The sequence below is a fragment of the Fibrella rubiginis genome (genome assembly GCF_017353185.1).
GTDB lineage: Bacteria > Bacteroidota > Bacteroidia > Cytophagales > Spirosomataceae > Fibrella > Fibrella rubiginis.
Genome location: NZ_JAFMYV010000023.1, coordinates 1 through 17,276 on the forward strand (window position 1 = coordinate 1; position 17,276 = coordinate 17,276).

Annotated in this window: 16 protein-coding genes; 12 read left to right on the forward strand and 4 right to left on the reverse strand. The window is 52.4% G+C overall.

Annotated elements, in window-relative coordinates; genetic code table 11:
• Positions 1–339: 339 nt before the first annotated feature.
• The 3 genes from J2I47_RS26105 (at position 340) to J2I47_RS26115 (ending at position 1,902) form a co-directional block, all read left to right on the forward strand.
• Entirely contained in the window at positions 340–1,266 is a 927-nt protein-coding gene (locus J2I47_RS26105; RefSeq protein ID WP_207367577.1) for a replication initiation protein, read from the forward strand.
• An 83-nt stretch (positions 1,267–1,349) separates the two neighbouring features.
• Positions 1,350–1,568, forward strand: coding sequence for a hypothetical protein (locus J2I47_RS26110; RefSeq protein WP_207367578.1), 219 nt, complete (start codon positions 1,350–1,352; stop codon positions 1,566–1,568).
• A complete protein-coding gene (locus J2I47_RS26115) occupies positions 1,558–1,902 on the forward strand; it encodes a type II toxin-antitoxin system RelE/ParE family toxin (protein WP_207367579.1) in 345 nt (114 codons plus the stop codon). Before J2I47_RS26110 ends, J2I47_RS26115 begins: the two co-directional genes overlap by 11 nt.
• On the opposite strand, the gene J2I47_RS26120 is transcribed toward J2I47_RS26115, so the two are convergent.
• Complete coding sequence (locus J2I47_RS26120; protein WP_207367580.1) at positions 1,888–2,388, reverse strand: helix-turn-helix domain-containing protein; 501 nt, start codon at positions 2,386–2,388, stop codon at positions 1,888–1,890. The two genes, J2I47_RS26115 and J2I47_RS26120, sit on opposite strands and share 15 nt — an antisense overlap.
• 86 nt (positions 2,389–2,474) lie before the next feature.
• Between J2I47_RS26120 and J2I47_RS26125 the strand changes: the two genes are divergently transcribed.
• The 9 genes from J2I47_RS26125 (at position 2,475) to J2I47_RS26165 (ending at position 14,599) form a co-directional block, all read left to right on the forward strand.
• Entirely contained in the window at positions 2,475–2,693 is a 219-nt protein-coding gene (locus tag J2I47_RS26125; protein WP_229374958.1) for a hypothetical protein, read from the forward strand.
• Between the two features lie 326 nt (positions 2,694–3,019).
• Positions 3,020–5,212: a TonB-dependent receptor family protein gene (locus J2I47_RS26130; protein WP_207367581.1), complete on the forward strand. Its 2,193-nt coding sequence runs from the start codon at positions 3,020–3,022 to the stop codon at positions 5,210–5,212.
• A 209-nt stretch (positions 5,213–5,421) separates the two neighbouring features.
• Complete coding sequence (locus J2I47_RS26135) at positions 5,422–5,754, forward strand: hypothetical protein (protein WP_207367582.1); 333 nt, start codon at positions 5,422–5,424, stop codon at positions 5,752–5,754.
• Positions 5,755–6,015: 261 nt separating this feature from the next.
• Positions 6,016–6,405, forward strand: a complete 390-nt coding sequence (locus J2I47_RS26140; protein WP_207367583.1) for a hypothetical protein — start codon at positions 6,016–6,018, stop codon at positions 6,403–6,405.
• A 348-nt stretch (positions 6,406–6,753) separates the two neighbouring features.
• Entirely contained in the window at positions 6,754–7,299 is a 546-nt protein-coding gene (locus tag J2I47_RS26145; protein ID WP_207367584.1) for a cupin domain-containing protein, read from the forward strand.
• A 93-nt stretch (positions 7,300–7,392) separates the two neighbouring features.
• A complete protein-coding gene (locus J2I47_RS26150; RefSeq protein ID WP_207367585.1) occupies positions 7,393–7,860 on the forward strand; it encodes a hypothetical protein in 468 nt (155 codons plus the stop codon).
• Positions 7,861–8,209: 349 nt separating this feature from the next.
• Positions 8,210–12,622 (forward strand): CusA/CzcA family heavy metal efflux RND transporter, encoded by a 4,413-nt coding sequence (locus J2I47_RS26155; protein WP_207367586.1) that lies wholly within the window; start codon positions 8,210–8,212, stop codon positions 12,620–12,622.
• Positions 12,623–12,624: 2 nt separating this feature from the next.
• Positions 12,625–13,881, forward strand: coding sequence for an efflux RND transporter periplasmic adaptor subunit (locus J2I47_RS26160; RefSeq protein WP_229374959.1), 1,257 nt, complete (start codon positions 12,625–12,627; stop codon positions 13,879–13,881).
• Between the two features lies 1 nt (position 13,882).
• Positions 13,883–14,599 carry a VIT1/CCC1 transporter family protein gene (locus J2I47_RS26165; RefSeq protein WP_207367587.1) on the forward strand — a complete coding sequence of 239 codons (717 nt, stop codon included), beginning with the start codon at positions 13,883–13,885 and terminating at the stop codon, positions 14,597–14,599.
• A gap of 468 nt (positions 14,600–15,067) precedes the next feature.
• Here J2I47_RS26165 and J2I47_RS26170 read toward each other — a convergent pair whose 3' ends face one another.
• From J2I47_RS26170 to J2I47_RS26180, 3 genes are read right to left on the reverse strand one after another with little or no spacing between them, the layout of a single operon-like run.
• Positions 15,068–15,640, reverse strand: coding sequence for a hypothetical protein (locus tag J2I47_RS26170; protein WP_207367588.1), 573 nt, complete (start codon positions 15,638–15,640; stop codon positions 15,068–15,070).
• Complete coding sequence (locus tag J2I47_RS26175; RefSeq protein WP_207367589.1) at positions 15,637–16,584, reverse strand: relaxase/mobilization nuclease domain-containing protein; 948 nt, start codon at positions 16,582–16,584, stop codon at positions 15,637–15,639. The genes J2I47_RS26170 and J2I47_RS26175 overlap by 4 nt, the downstream gene beginning before the upstream one ends.
• The gene (locus tag J2I47_RS26180; protein WP_207367590.1) at positions 16,581–16,862 is read right to left on the reverse strand and encodes a plasmid mobilization protein; all 282 of its coding nucleotides are present in this window, start codon (positions 16,860–16,862) and stop codon (positions 16,581–16,583) included. Before J2I47_RS26180 ends, J2I47_RS26175 begins: the two co-directional genes overlap by 4 nt.
• Positions 16,863–17,276 lie beyond the last annotated feature (414 nt).

The window sequence follows — 17,276 nt, forward strand, 5'->3', positions numbered from 1 at the left end:
TCAGTCGCGTCAGTTTCCCTAAATGCCATTTTTCAAGCCACTTTTTTTCACAACAAGCTCTTGTGTATTATCAATATCTCTTGTTTAACACTTGTAAGGCGAAATTTTAGCAAATAACTACCTGATTACTAAATAGTTGCGCTGTGGATAACTTTTATAAAGACGCGTTTGGTCGGTAATAAAGACGCGTTTGGTCGGTGAAACCTGCTTAATAAAGACGCGTTTGGTCGGTGAAACCTGCTTAATAAAGACGCGTTTGGTCGGCAGAAAAGACACATTTAAAATACTTTGAGCTTTTATTAAGAGTCTTTTTTATATTTGCCTATAAATCAGTCTGAGATGCCTAAGCCTGTAGAAATTTGGCAGGACAACGTATTAACCGTTGCTCGATACGAAATGACCGAAGCAGAAAAGAACATTCTGTATATGGTCGTCGCTCAAGTGCGAAAAGAAGACCCCCCGATGAAGATGTATCAAGTATCGGTAAAGCAAATGGCGAACCTAACCGGCTCCGATGAGCTAAAGTTTGAGACTTATAAAAAGGCCACAGAAAAGCTTGTAGGGCGTGTCTTTCAGACTACTCTACCTAATGGCAACCTTTTACAAGCAAGCTTCTTTGCATCAGCCGAGTACAAAAAAGGCACTGGTATAATTGAGCTTGAGCTATCACAGAAAGTACGACCTTTTTATGTTGATCTAAGTCAACGCTTCACCAAAATTCAATTGGTGGCCGCGATCTCGCTTAATTCGGCCTACGCTAAGCGGATTTATGAACTTCTTTGCATGTACAAAAACATGAAGGATAAAACCTTCACCCGTAATTTGGTTGAGCTAAAAACAATGCTGGGTGTCATTGACCCAAAAACTGGAGAGGATAGTTACCCAACATGGACCAAGTTTGAAACACGAATATTGGAAGTAGCAGCGAAAGAAATTAACGGCCATACTGACTTGTCGTTTACATACAAACCTGTCTACGGTAATCGCCCTGGGCGTGGCCGTAAACCAGTCGTCGAAGTCGAGTTTGAGGTATTCTATCAGGCTAAACCCGAACCGGCTCAAATGTCAAACCTGCACGAGCGGTTGGTTAAGCAATTCCGGCTTCGGCCCGATCAGGCGGATACCGTGCTGGCCACTCACTCAATTGAGGTTGTTACCCGCCAACTCTACGATATTCAAATGAAAGCAGCCGATGGCAAGGTGAAGAACGTGGGCAGCTATACAGCCAAAGTATTTGGCTTAGAAACGAAGGGAAAGGAAAAATAAGGGGAATGGCTGCGAATCGGTAGATAGGGGCGTACAGAGCCTAAAAACACGCTAAAAAGGACAGAACTTAGTATCTTGTTTGTATGAAAATCGTTTTAGACATCCCTGACAGCAAAGTGGGCTTCATGATGGAGTTGCTACGGAGCCTGTCGTTTGTGAAAACTAAGCCGCTACCGGTAGGCATATCTAATGAAAAAGCCCTGTTTCTGACCGAACTGGGGGAAGCGGTCGAAGAATTAAACGACGTACTGGCTGGCAAAACGCAGGCCCGTGACGCTTACGAATTACTCGATGAGTTATGACCTTAAACGGTTGCCAACCTTTGACCGTCAGGTGAAACGACTGGCTAAAAAATATCCGTCGCTAAAGAATGATCTGCGGGTGTTGTTTGACTCTCTACGGGAAGAACCGACTCAGGGGGCGGCTCTGGGCAAAGGTTGCTACAAAGTACGCATAGCTATTGCCAGTAAGAAGCAAGGCAAATCCGGTGGGGCGCGGGTAATTACCTTCGTCAAGGTCACTCAGGAAGCAGTGTACTTGCTGGCCGTTTATGACAAATCTGAGAAAGAAGATTTAGAGCCGGGCGAACTAAACACCTACTTAGACTTGATCGAGGACGAATCAGCGACCGAATAACCGTCTCCATAAGCTGCGCCGGTCAGGAACTGCTTCATCGGTTCCAGGCGCGGGCAAACGTTGTTGTAAATCGCCTATTTGGGCGTTCTGCTGAATCAATAATTCTTCGATGTGACCCATCTTCTGACTAGTCAGTTGATTAGTCATCTGATTAGCCATCGCGTTCATAATGTCGCCTTGCTCGAAGAGTCTATTTTGCAATTGCTGAATCGTCCGGTCACGCTCGGCGACATCTTTCCGTAGTTGTTGGTTCTCCTGCTGTAGTGAATCAGACACTACCAGAGCGGGTAATGTGGCTACCGTAGGGACTTCATACTCCTGCTGAAGCAATGTCGAACTGACTTGATACGCTTTTCCTTTCGGACTATCTTCAGAACGAACGTGACTAGTCAAAACATGCTGTTTGACTAATCGCCGAATGGTTTGTTCAGAGCGGCCATAAAGCTGAGCCGCTTCCTTGATAGTCAAATACTCCTGATTAGTCATTTTAGCCGGAATGAGTAGTCACGGCTTAAATATAGTGGTTTCCAGCATATAGAAGGCTATTTTCTGATTAGTCACGATTACCAATAATGAAACAACGTAACCGACACAATGAACGAATCCGGGTGGATTATACCTACACCGTCGAGGGCAGTATCATTGCTATTATTGACCTGGATCAGGGCAGTAAAAGCTGGTCTGCCGGTGCGGTGACCAATGATATAGAAGACGTGCTGAGTGACATTCGGGCCAAAATTGGCGGTCTGTCCGGCTACGCGGTAATCTACCGCGATAGTACGGGCCGGTGAGTGGCATCCGCCTGGTAGGAAGTTCCATTGAGTTCTATACTCTGAATGAAACCGACGGAGAGCAGGCAGCCGCTCGGCTGCTACATCTGTTGCCTGGTTAACAAATTTTTTAATTGGTTGCAACTACCAAAGTGAGCCACCGTGCGGTTCCCTAACGGGACGCAGACAAATTTCAACCGGAGCGCCGAAGCGATAGAATTGTAAAGCATTGATTGGCAACAACAACCCCCCCTCTTGTAATGCTTTGTAGTCGAAGAAAAGCGTAAGTTATATTTGTACTAAACTGATCCCGTTTTTGTAATAGGGTCTTTAAATACTGTAGTTTAATGAATCGTTTTTATCATCTGTTATACACTCCTACAATTTTATCGGTCTGTCTGACCGTTTCGGCGGAAGCCCAAAATCAGGCAGATACGTTGAGAACTCGTACACTCAATTCAGTAACGGTGAAGGGCGTACGGTCAACCGTTGTTGAATCATTACCTGATGTACACGGTACGTACCTGATGGGCGGCAAACGAAGTGAAGTGATTCACCTATCGGATATTGATGCCAACGTAGCCGAAAAGACACCCCGACAAATATTCGCCCGGATTCCCGGCGTTTTCGTTTATGACATGGATGGCACGGGCAATCAGATTAACATCGCCACGCGCGGGCTGGACCCTCACCGGTCCTGGGAAAATAACATCCGTCAAAATGGAGTCATTACAAACTCAGATATGTACGGCTATCCTGCCAGTCACTATTCACCCCCAATGGAAAGCATTGAACGGGTCGAACTGGTACGCGGCACGGCATCGCTTCAATACGGTGCACAGTTCGGGGGTATGCTCAACTACATCACGAAAGGAGCCGACACCACACGCCAATTTAAATTTGAAACCGTCAATTCTATCGGTTCTTATGGACTGTTGAGCAATTACAATGCTATCGGCGGTCGAGTGGGAAAGTGGACCTATTATGCCTACTACTACCGCCGTCATTCGGAAGGGTATCGACAGAATAGCCGCTCTAATGCGGAAGCCCAATTCGGTACCCTGCACTACCAAGCAAGTCGGCGATTAGGCCTAACCGCCGAACTGGGTCGCTCTACATATATCTACCAGATTCCCGGCCCTTTAACAGATGCAATGTTTGCTCAAAACCCGCGACAGTCAACCCGTAGCCGCAACTATTTTAATCCTGACATCTATGTTCCATCTGTTAAATTGGACTGGCAACTTGCCGACCGGACGCGCCTGCTATGGACTACTTCAGCCGTATTGGGTGCTCGTAACAGTGTTCAATTAGATGCATTTGCCACCGTGCCGGATACGATTAACCGGCTAACGAGACAGTATAGACCCCGGCAAGTGGATGTCGATCACTTTAACAGTTATACCACCGAAGCCCGCTTACTTCATCGCTATCATCTTGGGGGAGTGGGGGCTACATTGGCCGCTGGGGTGCAACTCATGAGTACCGATCTGCATCGCCAACAGTTAGGCGTTGGCACCACTGCCAGCGACTTCGATCTGAGCTTAGTGAGTCCGTTTAAACGCGATCTACATTTTCGGACTAAAAATTTGGCTGCGTTTGCCGAAAGCCAATTCTACTTGACCAACCGTCTAACCCTGTCGCCTGGTATCCGTATTGAACAGGGCAAAACCCAAATGCGTGGCACCATTTCGTATTATGACCCGCTTAATTTACCCACTGATATTTCTCATCACTTTGCCCTGTTGGGCCTGAATGCTCAGTACCGGGTCAACGAAACCATCAAGGTATATGGGGGCTGGTCGCAAGCCTACCGGCCTGTCGTGTTTAAGGACATCATTCCAACCTCGGTTTATGAACGAATTGACAAAAATCTGAAAGATGCCTACGGATATAACGCCGAAATTGGTTTAGATGGCCATTGGCGGGGTTTACATTTAAATATCACGGTTTTTGATTTACTCTACCGCAATCGGTTAGGGGCCTTGCTACTTAGTAATCCTGACGGGTCTAATTACATCTTCCGTACTAATATTGGTGATAGTCGTAGCACGGGTGTCGAATCGCTGATTGAAGCCCAGCTATTACGAACTGAGACGCTCTTGTTAAGCGGGTTTAGTTCAACAGCCTTCAACAACGCACGGTATATTAACGGGCGTGTTTCAACCGGTACGGACAACCAAACCGTAACGGGTAATCAAGTCGAATCGGCACCGCGCTGGACTTCTCGCAACGGGGTAACAGCCCGCTACCGAACAGCCAGTCTAACCCTGCAATACAGCTATGTAAGTGAAACATTCTCTGATGCGCTGAATACAGCTATGCCCTCGGCAAACGGTGCTATAGGACCAGTACCAGCTTACAGCCTGTGGGATATAAACGGCACTTGGCGTATTGGTCGTCAGTTGACTCTCCAGGGTAGCATCAACAACTTGCTGAACACGCAATACTTTACGAAAAGACCAACTTTTTATCCGGGGCCGGGTGTATGGCCCTCTGATGGTCGTAGTTTAGCTCTGTCGGTCGGGCTACGGCTTTAACCTCAAAAATCACCTATTCAGTTAACAATATATTCTTGACCCTCGTTGCATTTTTCGGGGTTTGGGGGTAGTCTGCCATTGTGTCTTATTTATGAGAATAGTTTCTTAACATAACGTGTAATATAAAACACCCCTTTGAATAACACAACGCCTGACTGTGCTTGCCGCGTAGTCGGACGTTGTACTATGCGGAGATGTGTTTACTTTACATGCGTCACCCGCTGCATACGAGGGACGGGGTAAGCCACGAGTACAGAGCGGTATATAACGACGCCACCGACCGCATCGAAGCGGTAGCCGTGGCTGCAAAAACAGCCTCGTTCGACAGCCGGGACGCCAACCGCGATTCGTACACTGTCGAGATTCTGGTACTTCATCAAATACCCCCGCGTCACTTTAGCAGCACCGGGGACGGGCAGATGCGCGATAAACTCAGCTTCCGGGACAATCTGACGTTTCATGGGGTAATGAAGCTCATTATGTTCGATGCGGCTCGGGCCGACAAAGCTGGTCAGCTACTCGTCACGGGGGCTTTCCGGTGAAAATGAGCGACTACAACGTCGAACGCCCGTCGCTGATGTTAGTACTGACTGAGGAATCATTCATCAATAGGTTCTCACGGGCTTATGACAAAGACAACCCGTAAAATCAACAATCCACTAATAAATCAGTTACTGATTATCAATTACTTATTTGAGTTAATATGTATCTGGTATTAGATTATTTCTAAATTGAGGCAAATGGTGGTATCCCGGAAACTTTCGTTCATTGGGAACGTTAGTCTTGTAACATCGTAGAGAATTATGAAATCGGTTGTTGCCATCGTGTTGTCGTGCTGGATACTGGGAGGCAGTTTGTTTCCCGGCTTTAGCATTGACCAGTCTGCCCACCTGGGGGATCTGATACAGCACTACCAGCAGCATCGGCGGGATAACACCGACCTGGGTTTTACTGATTTTATCAACATGCATTACGGGGCTGATTCTGAGCACCAGAAACACCCCAATCACAGCCACCACAACCTGCCGTCGAGCGGCCACTCGATGCCGGTTTTCACCCCCGGCGTCGTTCGTCTGGTGGCTACTCCTTCGTTAGTTCAGGTCCTGGTACTCAGAAGCGCGAATTTCTTTCGCACGGCCGACCTGTACTCGTTTCTGGCGGTTTTTGCCCTCATTAATCCCCCCCGAAAGTAACTCCGGCCGCCCCTGGCCGGAGTCTGTCTATGCCATTAGCACTGCTTGTGCGGCATAGCCCCGTTTTCCACCCACTTATTGATTTGCTGAACGAATGATAGTCGTGACTGTCGGTTCTACCGCGTCACAGCCATTCATTCGCTGGACCGGTCTCTCTGACGGGCCCGTCCGGTTCACCAAACCGTCGTTCGACTGATGTCCAGCCAACCGTCTGGGTAGTCTCATTATGCACCGCGATGCACCGCGAGTTGCGTAGTGAGCAATCTGTTGCCCCGGCTGCCCCGTAGCCCCCTGATGTGAGTACCAAGTACCTTTTTATAAACAGTTCACCTTAAACACAAAGCGAACATGAATGAATCAAACAAACCGTTGAAAGCGGTCCGTGGGCTGACCGCACTGGTTGCCGCTTTTGCCTTGCTGATGCTGGTTAGCCCTCGGGTTCAAAGCCAGTCAACGACGAAAACTGCGAGTACGAAGACACAAAAAAACAAAACGAACGTGAAAGGATTCAAAACCGACATCCAGAAAGATGCACTGGAAAACAAGAATTTCCGGAAAGTGCTGTACACTGCTCCGCATCTACAGCTTGTGCTGATGAGCCTGAAAGCAGGCGAAGACATTGGCTCAGAAAACCATCCCAGCGATCAGTTTTTTCGCTTTGAGGGCGGCCGGGGCAAGTGCATTATCAATGGGCAGGAATACAATGTGAAAGCCGGGGACGTAATTATCGTACCAGCCGGTGCCCAGCACAATGTGATCAATGTGGATCCTAAGACGGAGTTAAAGATGTACACGATCTATTCTCCGCCTAACCACAAGGATGGTCTCGTCCGGGCCACGAAAAAAGAAGCCGAGGACAACGGCGTTAAGTTTGACGGAAAAACGACCGAATAAGTCGCTCCTGATAGCTTCCCACCCTTGCCGGTGAAAAATACCGGCAAGGGTGGGAAGCTATCAGGTTGCATCACCACAATCCAATTTAATATTATGACAATCAATGGCGCACACTGGCACCTGCTGGTGAACCACTTACCCATTATCGGTGGCCTGCTGGCGACCCTCGTCCTCGGCTACGGCCTGTTCCGGCGCAACCAGTCCATTGTTCAGCTCAGTTTCGGTCTGTTCGTGCTGATGAGCCTTGCCACGGCTGTCACTAACCAGACCGGCGAAAGTGCCGAGCATTACTTAGAGTCCATCAACGCGCTCGACAAGGTCATCTTCCGCCAACACGAGGAAGCCGCTGACTGGGCCAACATCGGCATGTACCTCACGGGCGGACTATCGCTGCTGGCACTGGTCTGGAAACGGGCGAAACAATGGCAGTTTCTGCCGACGGTCATTTTTGTCACTTCCCTCATCACCTTTGGATTGATGGCCAACGTGGGTCGTCTGGGGGGACTCATTATGCACCGGGAACTCCGAAATGAACAATCCGTCCAACAGCCTGCTCAATAAGGGGTTCTATCGGGTATCTTGTATAACTGGTACAATACTTTCGTACAAGGGTATCAATCAACTTGATATCAACCAGTTACAACCAGAATTTCACTTTAACGGTCGATTGACTGAAACGGATAGAGAATGAAATAATTTCATGTTTTCGACCCTTACAAACGTTTCATATTGCCGTTCGCGTAATCAAATTTCACTAAATCTGCTCGTTTAATGAGTTTACTGAAAGGAAGTATTCCTTTTTGATAGATGTTGAGTTAAAAAGCTGATTATCAGGTTATACCTAAACATATAGTTGCTTACCGTATAAATTCGCCCGTTAGGAAGAAATACCCCAATAACCCTGCAACTGATGCTAAACGCAGTTATTCTTTTTTCCATCCGCAACAAGCTCATCATCGGGCTGTTCACCCTTGCCCTGATCGGCTGGGGAACCTGGTCGGTGACGCAGTTGCCGATTGATGCCGTGCCCGACATCACCAACAATCAGGTGCAGATCATTACCCAAAGCCCCTCGCTGGCGGCTGAGGACATCGAGCGGCTGGTGACGTTTCCCATCGAGGTGGGGGTTTCCAACATTCCCGGCCTGACCGAAGTGCGGTCGTTTTCCCGCTTCGGGCTGTCCATCGTAACCGTGGTGTTTACCGATGCCACCGACGTGTACTGGGCCCGGCAGCAGATCGCCGAACGGCTGCAAAACGTGGTGGGCCAAATCCCCCCCGGTGTTGGTACGCCCACGATGGCCCCCGTGACGACGGGCTTGGGAGAAATCTTCCAGTACACGGTCGTGCCCAAAAAAGGGTTTGAGACGAAGTACTCACTCACCGACCTACGCACCATTCAGGACTGGACCATCCGGCGGGGGCTGCTGGGTACGCCCGGCGTGGCCGACGTGAGCGGCTTCGGCGGGCTGCTCAAACAGTACGAAATCGCCGTTGAACCGGACCGGCTCCGCAGCGTGGGCATCACGATTACGGACATCTTTGCGGCTCTCCAACAGAATAACCAGAACACGGGCGGGGCCTACATCGACAAGAAACCCAACGCCTACTTTATCCGGTCCGACGGGCTGATTACCTCCACCACGGACATCGCCGACATTGTCGTTCGCCTGAACGCCCAGGGCTTGCCGGTCCGCGTCCGTGACGTGGCCCAAGTGAGCATCGGGTCGGCGGTGCGCTACGGGGCCGTGACCCGCAACGGGCAGGGTGAAACGGTGGGGGCGGTGGTGATGATGATCAAAGGCGAGAACTCGTCGGCGGTAATCAAACGGGTAAAATCCAAGATCGCTGAGATTCAGAAAACCCTGCCCGAAGGCGTTCAGATCGTGCCGTTTCTGGACCGCACCAAGATGGTCAACAATGCCATTGGCACCGTCGAGCGCAACCTCATCGAAGGGGCATTGATTGTCATTTTCGTGCTGGTGCTGCTGCTGGGCAACTGGCGGGCGGGTTTGGTAGTCGCTTCGGTCATTCCGCTGGCCCTGCTGTTTGCCATTTCCATGATGAACACCTTCGGCGTGTCGGGCAACCTGATGAGTCTGGGAGCCATCGACTTCGGGCTGATCGTGGACGGGGCGGTCATCATCGTGGAAGCCACGCTGCACCACATTACCTCGCGCAATAGGGACAAAACCTTAACGCAGGGCGAAATGGACGAAGAGGTGTTCCAGTCGGCGTCGCGCATCCGGTCGTCGGCGGCTTTCGGCGAGATCATCATCCTGATCGTGTATCTGCCCATTCTGGCCTTGTCGGGCATTGAGGGCAAGATGTTCCGGCCGATGGCCCTGACGGTGGCATTCGCTATTCTGGGCGCGTTTATCCTTTCGCTGACCTACGTACCCATGATTTCGGCCCTGCTGCTGAACAAGACCATTGTTCACAAAGAAACGTTCTCCGACAAGCTCATGAAGCGGATACACCGGGTCTACGAGCCGCTGCTGCTGGGGGCGTTGACCCACCGGCTGGTCATCCTCATCAGTGCCGTGTCACTGCTAGTCGTGGCGGTCGTTCTGTTTGGGCGGATGGGCGGTGAGTTCATCCCGCAGTTGGACGAGGGTGACTTTGCCGTCGACACCCGGACGCTGACGGGCAGTTCGCTCTCTGAAACCGTGGATGCCACGACCAAAGCCCAGCAGATTCTGCTCAAGCAGTTTCCTGAAGTAGAGCAGGTGGTGGGTAAAATTGGTTCCGGCGAGATTCCCACCGACCCGATGCCCATCGAAGCATCCGATCTGATGGTTATTCTCAAACCCCACGACGAGTGGACCTCGGCGACTACCCGCGATGCATTAGCCGCGAAAATGGCCAAAGCCCTATCGGTCATTCCAGGCGTGACGTTCGGCTTTCAGCAGCCCGTGCAGATGCGTTTCAATGAGCTGATGACCGGTGCCCGCCAGGACGTGGCCCTGAAAATCTACGGCGATGATCTGGATCAGTTGGCGACCTTGGCCGAAGGCGTTGGCGGCATCGTGCGCACCATTGACGGAGCCAAAGACCTGTACATCGAGCAGGTGGGCGGTTTATCGCAGATCCTGATCAAACTCGACCGGGCGCAGATCGCCAAATTCGGATTGAACGTCTCGGACGTGAACCGGGTCATCAACACGGCCTTTGCCGGGCAATCGGCGGGGCAGGTTTTCGAGGGCGAGAAACGCTACGACTTAGTGGTGCGCCTGGCGGCCGACAAACGGCAGAGCGTGGACGACGTGCGTAACGTGTACGTGACCACGCCCCCCGGCCCCAACGGGCGTACCCAGCAGATTCCCCTCGGGCAGATTGCGCAGGTGAGCATCGTGGAAGCCCCCAATCAGATTCAGCGCGACAACACCCACCGCCGGATTACGCTGGGCTTCAACGTGCGCGGTCGTGACGTAGAAAGCATCGTGGCCGAACTACAGCAAAAGGTAGGGCAGCGCGTCAAGTTTCCCCCTGGCTACTACATCACTTACGGCGGCACGTTCGAGAACTTGGTCGATGCCAAGAAGCGGCTGACCATTGCCGTGCCGATTGCGCTGGCCCTGATTTTCGCGCTGTTGTTTTTCACCTTCGGTTCCGCCCGGCAAAGCCTGCTCATCTTCATGGCCATTCCCATGTCGGCCATCGGGGGCGTGTTTGCCCTGCTCCTGCGCGGGATGCCGTTCAGTATTTCGGCGGGTGTGGGCTTCATCGCCTTGTTTGGCGTGGCGGTGCTCAACGGTATCGTGCTGATTGCCGAATTCAACCGGCTGAGGCACGAAGAAGGCCTGACGGACATGGTCGAGATCATCCGGCGGGGAGCCGAAATCCGGCTGCGGCCGGTGGTGATGACCGCATTAGTGGCGTCGTTCGGTTTTATTCCGATGGCCATTTCCAACTCGGCCGGGGCCGAAGTGCAGAAGCCGCTGGCAACGGTCGTGATCGGTGGACTACTCACAGCCACGCTGCTGACGCTGATCGTGCTGCCGATTCTGTACTCGCTGATGGAAAAAAAGTCGCTGGAAAGCGAAGCGAAGTTGGCCAAACGGTCAGATGCCAAGCCAGCCGTTGCCGTGGCATCCATCGTCATTCTGCTGTTGCTCTCGACCGGTAGCCGGGCACAGGTGGCACCGATGCAGGCCATTACCCTGGATCAAGCATTGCAGCAGGCGGACAGCCGCAACGCGCAATTGCAGCTTGCCGGGCTGAACGTCAGTCAGCAGCAGGCCCTGCGCCGGACGGCCTACGAATCCGGGCGGCTCTCAGTGGTAGCCCTGCTGGGGCAATACAACACCCGTCGGTTCGATAACAACCTGACCATCACCCAAACCATCCCGAACCCCACCCTGATGCGTCGGTTGGCCGATTTGAACGACCAGTCGGTGAGCGCACGGGAAGCGGGGGTTTTAGTCACTCGCAACGACGTGCAGTACCAGGTTAGATCGACGTATTATGACCTGAACTACCTCTACCAGCGAGGCCGCCTGTTTCAGCAGCAGGACACCGTCTTGCAGGAGTTCGTGCGGGCGGCTAACCTGCGATTCAAAACGGGCGAAACGGGTAGTCTGGAGAAGGCCACCGCCGAAAGTCAGTTGGCCGATCAGCGGGTTCGGCTGGCGCAGAATTGGGCGAACCTGACGGCCAGCCGAACCCGCCTGCAAACGCTGCTCTACAGCACCCAGCCCGTTGATGCCTCGCCCCAGCCGCTGCCCAAACTCACGCTGACCCTCCCCGCCGACAGTGTTGATTTAGCGCGTAACCCGCTGTTGACCCAGTTGCAGCAGCAGATTCGGATAGCCGAGCAAACCCGATTGGTAGAGCAGGCACGGCTCAAACCTGACTTTCTGGTGGGTCTTTTCTCGCAGACGCTGGTGGGCAATCAGTTAATCAATGGGCAGGAACTGTACTTCGGGCCGGGCCACCGGTTCCAGGGCGGGCAAATCGGGGTGACGCTGCCGCTGCTGGGGCAGGCCCAGAAGTCGCGCATCAACGCGGCCCGCATCGGCGAGCAAATTGCGCAGACTGATCTGCAAAACCAACGCTTCGCCCTCGACCAACAAGTGCAGCAGGCCCTGCGGCAGTACGATCAGTACCGCAGTGCCCTGACGTATTACGAAGCGAATGGCTTGGGTCAGGCGGACCTGATTCTGACCAATGCCCGGCGGGCTTTCAGCGGTGGCGACATTGGGTACGTGGAGTTTTCGCTCGCGCTTGGGCAGGCCCTCACCATCCGGTCCAATTATTTGGACCTGCTCAATCAGTACAATCAATCGGTTTTATACATCAATTACCTGCTGGGTAATCAATAACCATGCTGACAAAATCAATGGATTACCCCATAACGCCGGGTCGCCGTCTTTTTCTACTAACGCTGTTTCTGGGCGGGCTGCTGGCGGGCTGCGGTTCGAGTGCTAATAAAGCCAATGTAGATAAGACAGATGGGGCCACGGCCGACAAACCGGTGGCCGCCGATTCAGCAGCAGGCACGAACGAATCCGCAGCGGCTGGCCCCGTGCGGGTGTCACTGACGCAGTCCCAGTACGATGTGGCGGCCATCAAACTCGCCCAGCCCACGGCCCGGACGCTGAGTACGACGCTGAAAGTGAACGGAACGCTCGACGTACCGGCGCAGAACTTAATATCGGTATCGGTGCCGTTCGGGGGCTATATTCGGCAAATCCGGCTGGAGCCGGGGATGCGGATTCGCAAAGGCCAGCCATTAGTGGTGCTGGAAAACCCCGATTATATCCAGTTTCAGCAGGATTATTTAGACACCAAAGCCAAACTGGAATACGCCGACCTGGAGTTTGCACGCCAGCAGGAACTGAGCCGCGACAACGTGAATGCGCTGAAAATCTTCCAGCAAACCCGCTCCACCCGGCAGAGCCTGCAGGCGCAGTTGGCGGGCATGGCCCAGCGGCTGGCCGCACTACGCATCAATCCAGCAAAACTCACGGCCGGGCAGTTGACGCGCACTATCATGGTTCCCTCGCCCGTGTCGGGGTTCATCACCAATGTGCCCGTCAACAACGGCCGCTTCGTGAACCCTGCCGACGTGCTGGTCGAGATCACCAACGTCAGCGACATTCACGTCAACCTGAACATCTTCGAGAAGGACATCAGCCGGATTCGTACCGGCCAGATCGTGCGGTTTGGAATGGGGGGCGACCCCTCACCGGTACACCGGGCCACCATCTTTCTGATCGGTAAGTCCATTGCCCCCGACCGCACGATTTCGGTGCTGGCTCACCCTGTTGGCTCCTACGCCGACGATTACATTCCGGGGGGGTACGTGTCGGCGCAGGTGGACGTGAAAACCCAGCCGTTGCCCGCCCTGCCCGAATCGGCGGTGGTCAGCTACGGCGGAAAGTCATTCGTGTATGTGCTGGAGAAAAAACAGGGCAACCCGGCAACGTATCAGTTCAGGCAGGTAGAAACTAAAACGGGCGTTCGCGAAAATGGTTATGTGGCCGTTACGCTGCCGCCTGACATCAACCCGCAACAAACGCCGGTGGTGGTCAACGGCGCGTACAGTCTACTCTCAAAACTTAACAACAGCGAAGAATAACATGGAACCCATCAACACTGCTTACCGACGGACAACCCACCAGGAAACCCACCTGCGCAGTTCGGACTTTATTTCCGACATCGTTATTGGCATGTCGGACGGGCTGACCGTGCCCTTCGCGCTGGCAGCGGGTTTGAGCGGGGCTGTAGCCTCCTCCTCGCTCGTGGTCACAGCGGGCATTGCCGAAGTCGTGGCTGGGTCCATCGCGATGGGTCTGGGCGGTTACTTAGCGGGCCGCACCGAAGCCGACCACTACGATTCCGAACGTCGGCGTGAAGCGGGCGAAGTGGAGACTGTGCCGGAGCGCGAGAAAGAAGAAGTCCGTGCCGTATTTGCCGACATGGGTCTAAGTTCCACGCTGCAAACGGCCATTGCCGATGAGTTGGCCAAGGACAAGACGAAGTGGGTTGATTTCATGATGAAGTACGAACTGGGCCTCGACCAGCCCGATCCTAACCGGGCCACGAAAAGCGCGTTGACGATTGGTCTGGCGTACGTAGTGGGGGGTCTGGTGCCACTGACGCCGTATTTCTTGGTCGCTAATCCAGCTGAAGGCCTGCTGTATTCCAGCGGCATCACGCTGATCTGTTTATTTATCTTTGGCTATTTCAAAGCTAAGGTCACCGGGCAGCCGCCCGTCAGCGGAGCGTTCAAGGTGATGCTGATTGGTGCGGCAGCCGCAGCAGCAGCCTTCGGCGTAGCCCGGCTGTTTGGATAAGATGGGGTCATATTGCCGAACCGCATGAGGATTTATGTACGATTCGGCAATATGACCCGGAGTTGTGCAACAGCCACGTACATTTTTTGAGACCGAATACGCGAGCCGTGGCGAATCGTACAGGGCGGCCTATGCCGTACGATTCGGAAGATCTACTATAGTAGGGCAGATTGAATAGTATTGGGGAATGGCCAACATTCGTACGAAATGTTCCACCAAGTCAATTCTGTCGGTAAAATAACTCCATTGGGGCTGACAGAAAGCTTACGTTGATTTGTTTTTGAGTTTGTTGCCCAAAAAATAGGCTCAGAAGCATTCAATTTACGGAGTCATGACTAGTAGGTAAAGAAACCGTTCGTTTCCTTTACTGTATGCAAGATTTATCTACAATTAGCTGATTATCCACGCACTAATCAGTATGATATGTTCTTCATGGAACATTTCGTACGAATGTTGGCCACCCCCTAATCATGGTTTATTGTACTGGTCCCAGAACCCTTTGTCGTCGTAGGCAGGGAACAGCCGGGCATACTTGGCGTTGTTGCGCTTATAATCTTGAATTTGGTTGTAGTAGTAATCGCGTTCCCGAATTACCTCCTGAGCTTGTTTATATATAACCGTTTCTTGGGCCTGTTCCCGGTAGTGGTCACACAGTAACCAGGCTCCAAAGACCACTAACAACAATACCAATCCATACGCTAAAGCCGCATAGAATGTAGTGAAGCCGTAAATATCACCCGTAACCCGCACCTGACGGGGGACATCCTGTGCGGCCTGATTAATGGTTTTGGCCGCTTTGTCGGCGGTCTGCATAATCCGATTAGCCGCTTCATCAGCCGCTTTTTCAATGGCCACTGTATTGGGTAGCCCCTCCTTTAGATCGGGCAGTACGTATTGAGCAAACTCCTTGGGGTTGAGCGTGATAGGCCGACTGTTGATTTGCTCTAACTGCTCGGCGGTGGCCGGGGCCGGTCGTTTGCTTATCTCGTCTAATTGGGCTTTGATAGCCTTGATGTCGTTGAATAAATCCTGTGGGTTCATAGTCCTAACCCCTGTTTGGGTTTTCTTTGTTGTTTTTCTTCGATTTCCGGGCTTTTCTCCTGCTTGGCAATACTCTGCTTCATCTCCTCGCTTTTCGTCTGCTGGTAGCTCGTTGTAAGCTCATTCCAGCGGTCTTTCTCGGTGGCGGCTGTATAACTCTTGAATAAAGCGTCCCAAGCCGTTTGGCTCTGGCTCTGCTCCTGTTGGTTTATACTCAACTGCTGGCCGATCTGCTTAGCCTTGTGGCCTACTTCGGTCCCTTTTACCGCCGTTTGGTCGTAACGAAAACTGCACCCCACCAATACCCCTTTGCTATCGTGCTTAAACTGGCTCTCTACGCCCTTCAGCCGTAGTTGCTCACCCAATTGCTCGACCGTCGTGATTTGAGGGTTTGTAAGAGTTGTCTGTAATGTCTCCTGCACATACTCGCGAATACTTTGTTTGTGGGAATCATGATCGTTTAGGCTCTGGCGTTGCTCCGGTAGCTTGCTCATGCCTAACTGCTCGGTGATAGCCTGGCAGACCTTCACGTTGCGGGCGTAGTTGTGGCTCGTATCCAGCGCGGGGCCTCCGTCCATCGGCACGCGGTTGATGTAAATGTGAATGTGAGTGTGGGGCCGGTCGTGGTGCTGGTAGATGACCACTTGGTGGCGGGTTGGGTCGGCTCCGATCTGCCGGCAATACTCCGACGCAGCCCGTAGTAGCTGCTCTTTCTGCACGGCTTCCCCCTTAGGCCAATTCAGCGAGGTATGCCAGACCGGACTTTGGCACCGACTGCTGTCGGCTACGGCCATCATCTCAGCAGCCATTCCTTGCGGATCACGCGCCCCCAAGTTCGATGCGCCTAGCAACTGCGACGGTTTGTTTTCTTTCCCTTCCTTCAACCCGGCCCCGTACTCTAAGGCCGAACCGAAACTTCTACCAATACTGGTCTTGGCAATCATCGCAGGGCTGTTTTAAGAACTGACAAAATCTCATTGATCGCCCGATCATCGAACTGCCGCAGATGGGCGTAGCGGGTAAGCTGGTTCAGGTTGTTGGCCACGCCCGTAATGACTTGCCGCAGCTCGGCGGGTAGACGCTCGGCCACGGCCTGGCCAGTGGCCACCCGTCGGACGTACTCGCTGACGGTTAGTCCGGCTGATTTGGCCTTCGCTTCAATCTGTTTTTGCTCCTCGACGCTTACCCGAAAACGCATGGTTATAACCTTATTTTCACTCATTGGAAAGGGGATCAAGAGGAACGCTTGCAAGACAAACCGACCCTAAGCTTGCGTAAGGGTCGGTTGACTTTGTAGCGCAAAACAAGCCGTAGGCGTAGTTTGTAGCTACAAAGTCATGGCTTGCTTCACAACCGCGACCAAATATCGCACCGGATGGTTTATTCTGCAAGTGGGGTTTTCTTTTTCCCCTGTGTTGTAAATGTTGGATTAGTTAGGGAGTAGTAACGGGAGAAAGCTGGCCACTGCTGCAACAGTCAAGGAATAGGGTATCAGGTCGATGGGGTTAGTAAGAAATCGAGGTTTAACTAAATTTATAGTTGCGGCCCATCTGCCCCCTTTAGTTTTTTGCCTTTTTCTTCCCTTTCCAATTTGATTTTTGATCGACTCATTGGCAGACTCCCGATAGTTAGTTTT

Coding starts and splice junctions, on each gene's coding strand:
- J2I47_RS26105 (WP_207367577.1), top strand. CDS start 340: ATGCCTAAGCCTGTAGAAATTTGGCAGGACAACGTATTAACCGTTGCT.
- J2I47_RS26110 (WP_207367578.1), top strand. CDS start 1,350: ATGAAAATCGTTTTAGACATCCCTGACAGCAAAGTGGGCTTCATGATG.
- J2I47_RS26115 (WP_207367579.1), top strand. CDS start 1,558: ATGAGTTATGACCTTAAACGGTTGCCAACCTTTGACCGTCAGGTGAAA.
- J2I47_RS26120 (WP_207367580.1), bottom strand. CDS start 2,388: ATGACTAATCAGGAGTATTTGACTATCAAGGAAGCGGCTCAGCTTTAT.
- J2I47_RS26125 (WP_229374958.1), top strand. CDS start 2,475: ATGAAACAACGTAACCGACACAATGAACGAATCCGGGTGGATTATACC.
- J2I47_RS26130 (WP_207367581.1), top strand. CDS start 3,020: ATGAATCGTTTTTATCATCTGTTATACACTCCTACAATTTTATCGGTC.
- J2I47_RS26135 (WP_207367582.1), top strand. CDS start 5,422: ATGCGTCACCCGCTGCATACGAGGGACGGGGTAAGCCACGAGTACAGA.
- J2I47_RS26140 (WP_207367583.1), top strand. CDS start 6,016: ATGAAATCGGTTGTTGCCATCGTGTTGTCGTGCTGGATACTGGGAGGC.
- J2I47_RS26145 (WP_207367584.1), top strand. CDS start 6,754: ATGAATGAATCAAACAAACCGTTGAAAGCGGTCCGTGGGCTGACCGCA.
- J2I47_RS26150 (WP_207367585.1), top strand. CDS start 7,393: ATGACAATCAATGGCGCACACTGGCACCTGCTGGTGAACCACTTACCC.
- J2I47_RS26155 (WP_207367586.1), top strand. CDS start 8,210: ATGCTAAACGCAGTTATTCTTTTTTCCATCCGCAACAAGCTCATCATC.
- J2I47_RS26160 (WP_229374959.1), top strand. CDS start 12,625: ATGCTGACAAAATCAATGGATTACCCCATAACGCCGGGTCGCCGTCTT.
- J2I47_RS26165 (WP_207367587.1), top strand. CDS start 13,883: ATGGAACCCATCAACACTGCTTACCGACGGACAACCCACCAGGAAACC.
- J2I47_RS26170 (WP_207367588.1), bottom strand. CDS start 15,640: ATGAACCCACAGGATTTATTCAACGACATCAAGGCTATCAAAGCCCAA.
- J2I47_RS26175 (WP_207367589.1), bottom strand. CDS start 16,584: ATGATTGCCAAGACCAGTATTGGTAGAAGTTTCGGTTCGGCCTTAGAG.
- J2I47_RS26180 (WP_207367590.1), bottom strand. CDS start 16,862: ATGAGTGAAAATAAGGTTATAACCATGCGTTTTCGGGTAAGCGTCGAG.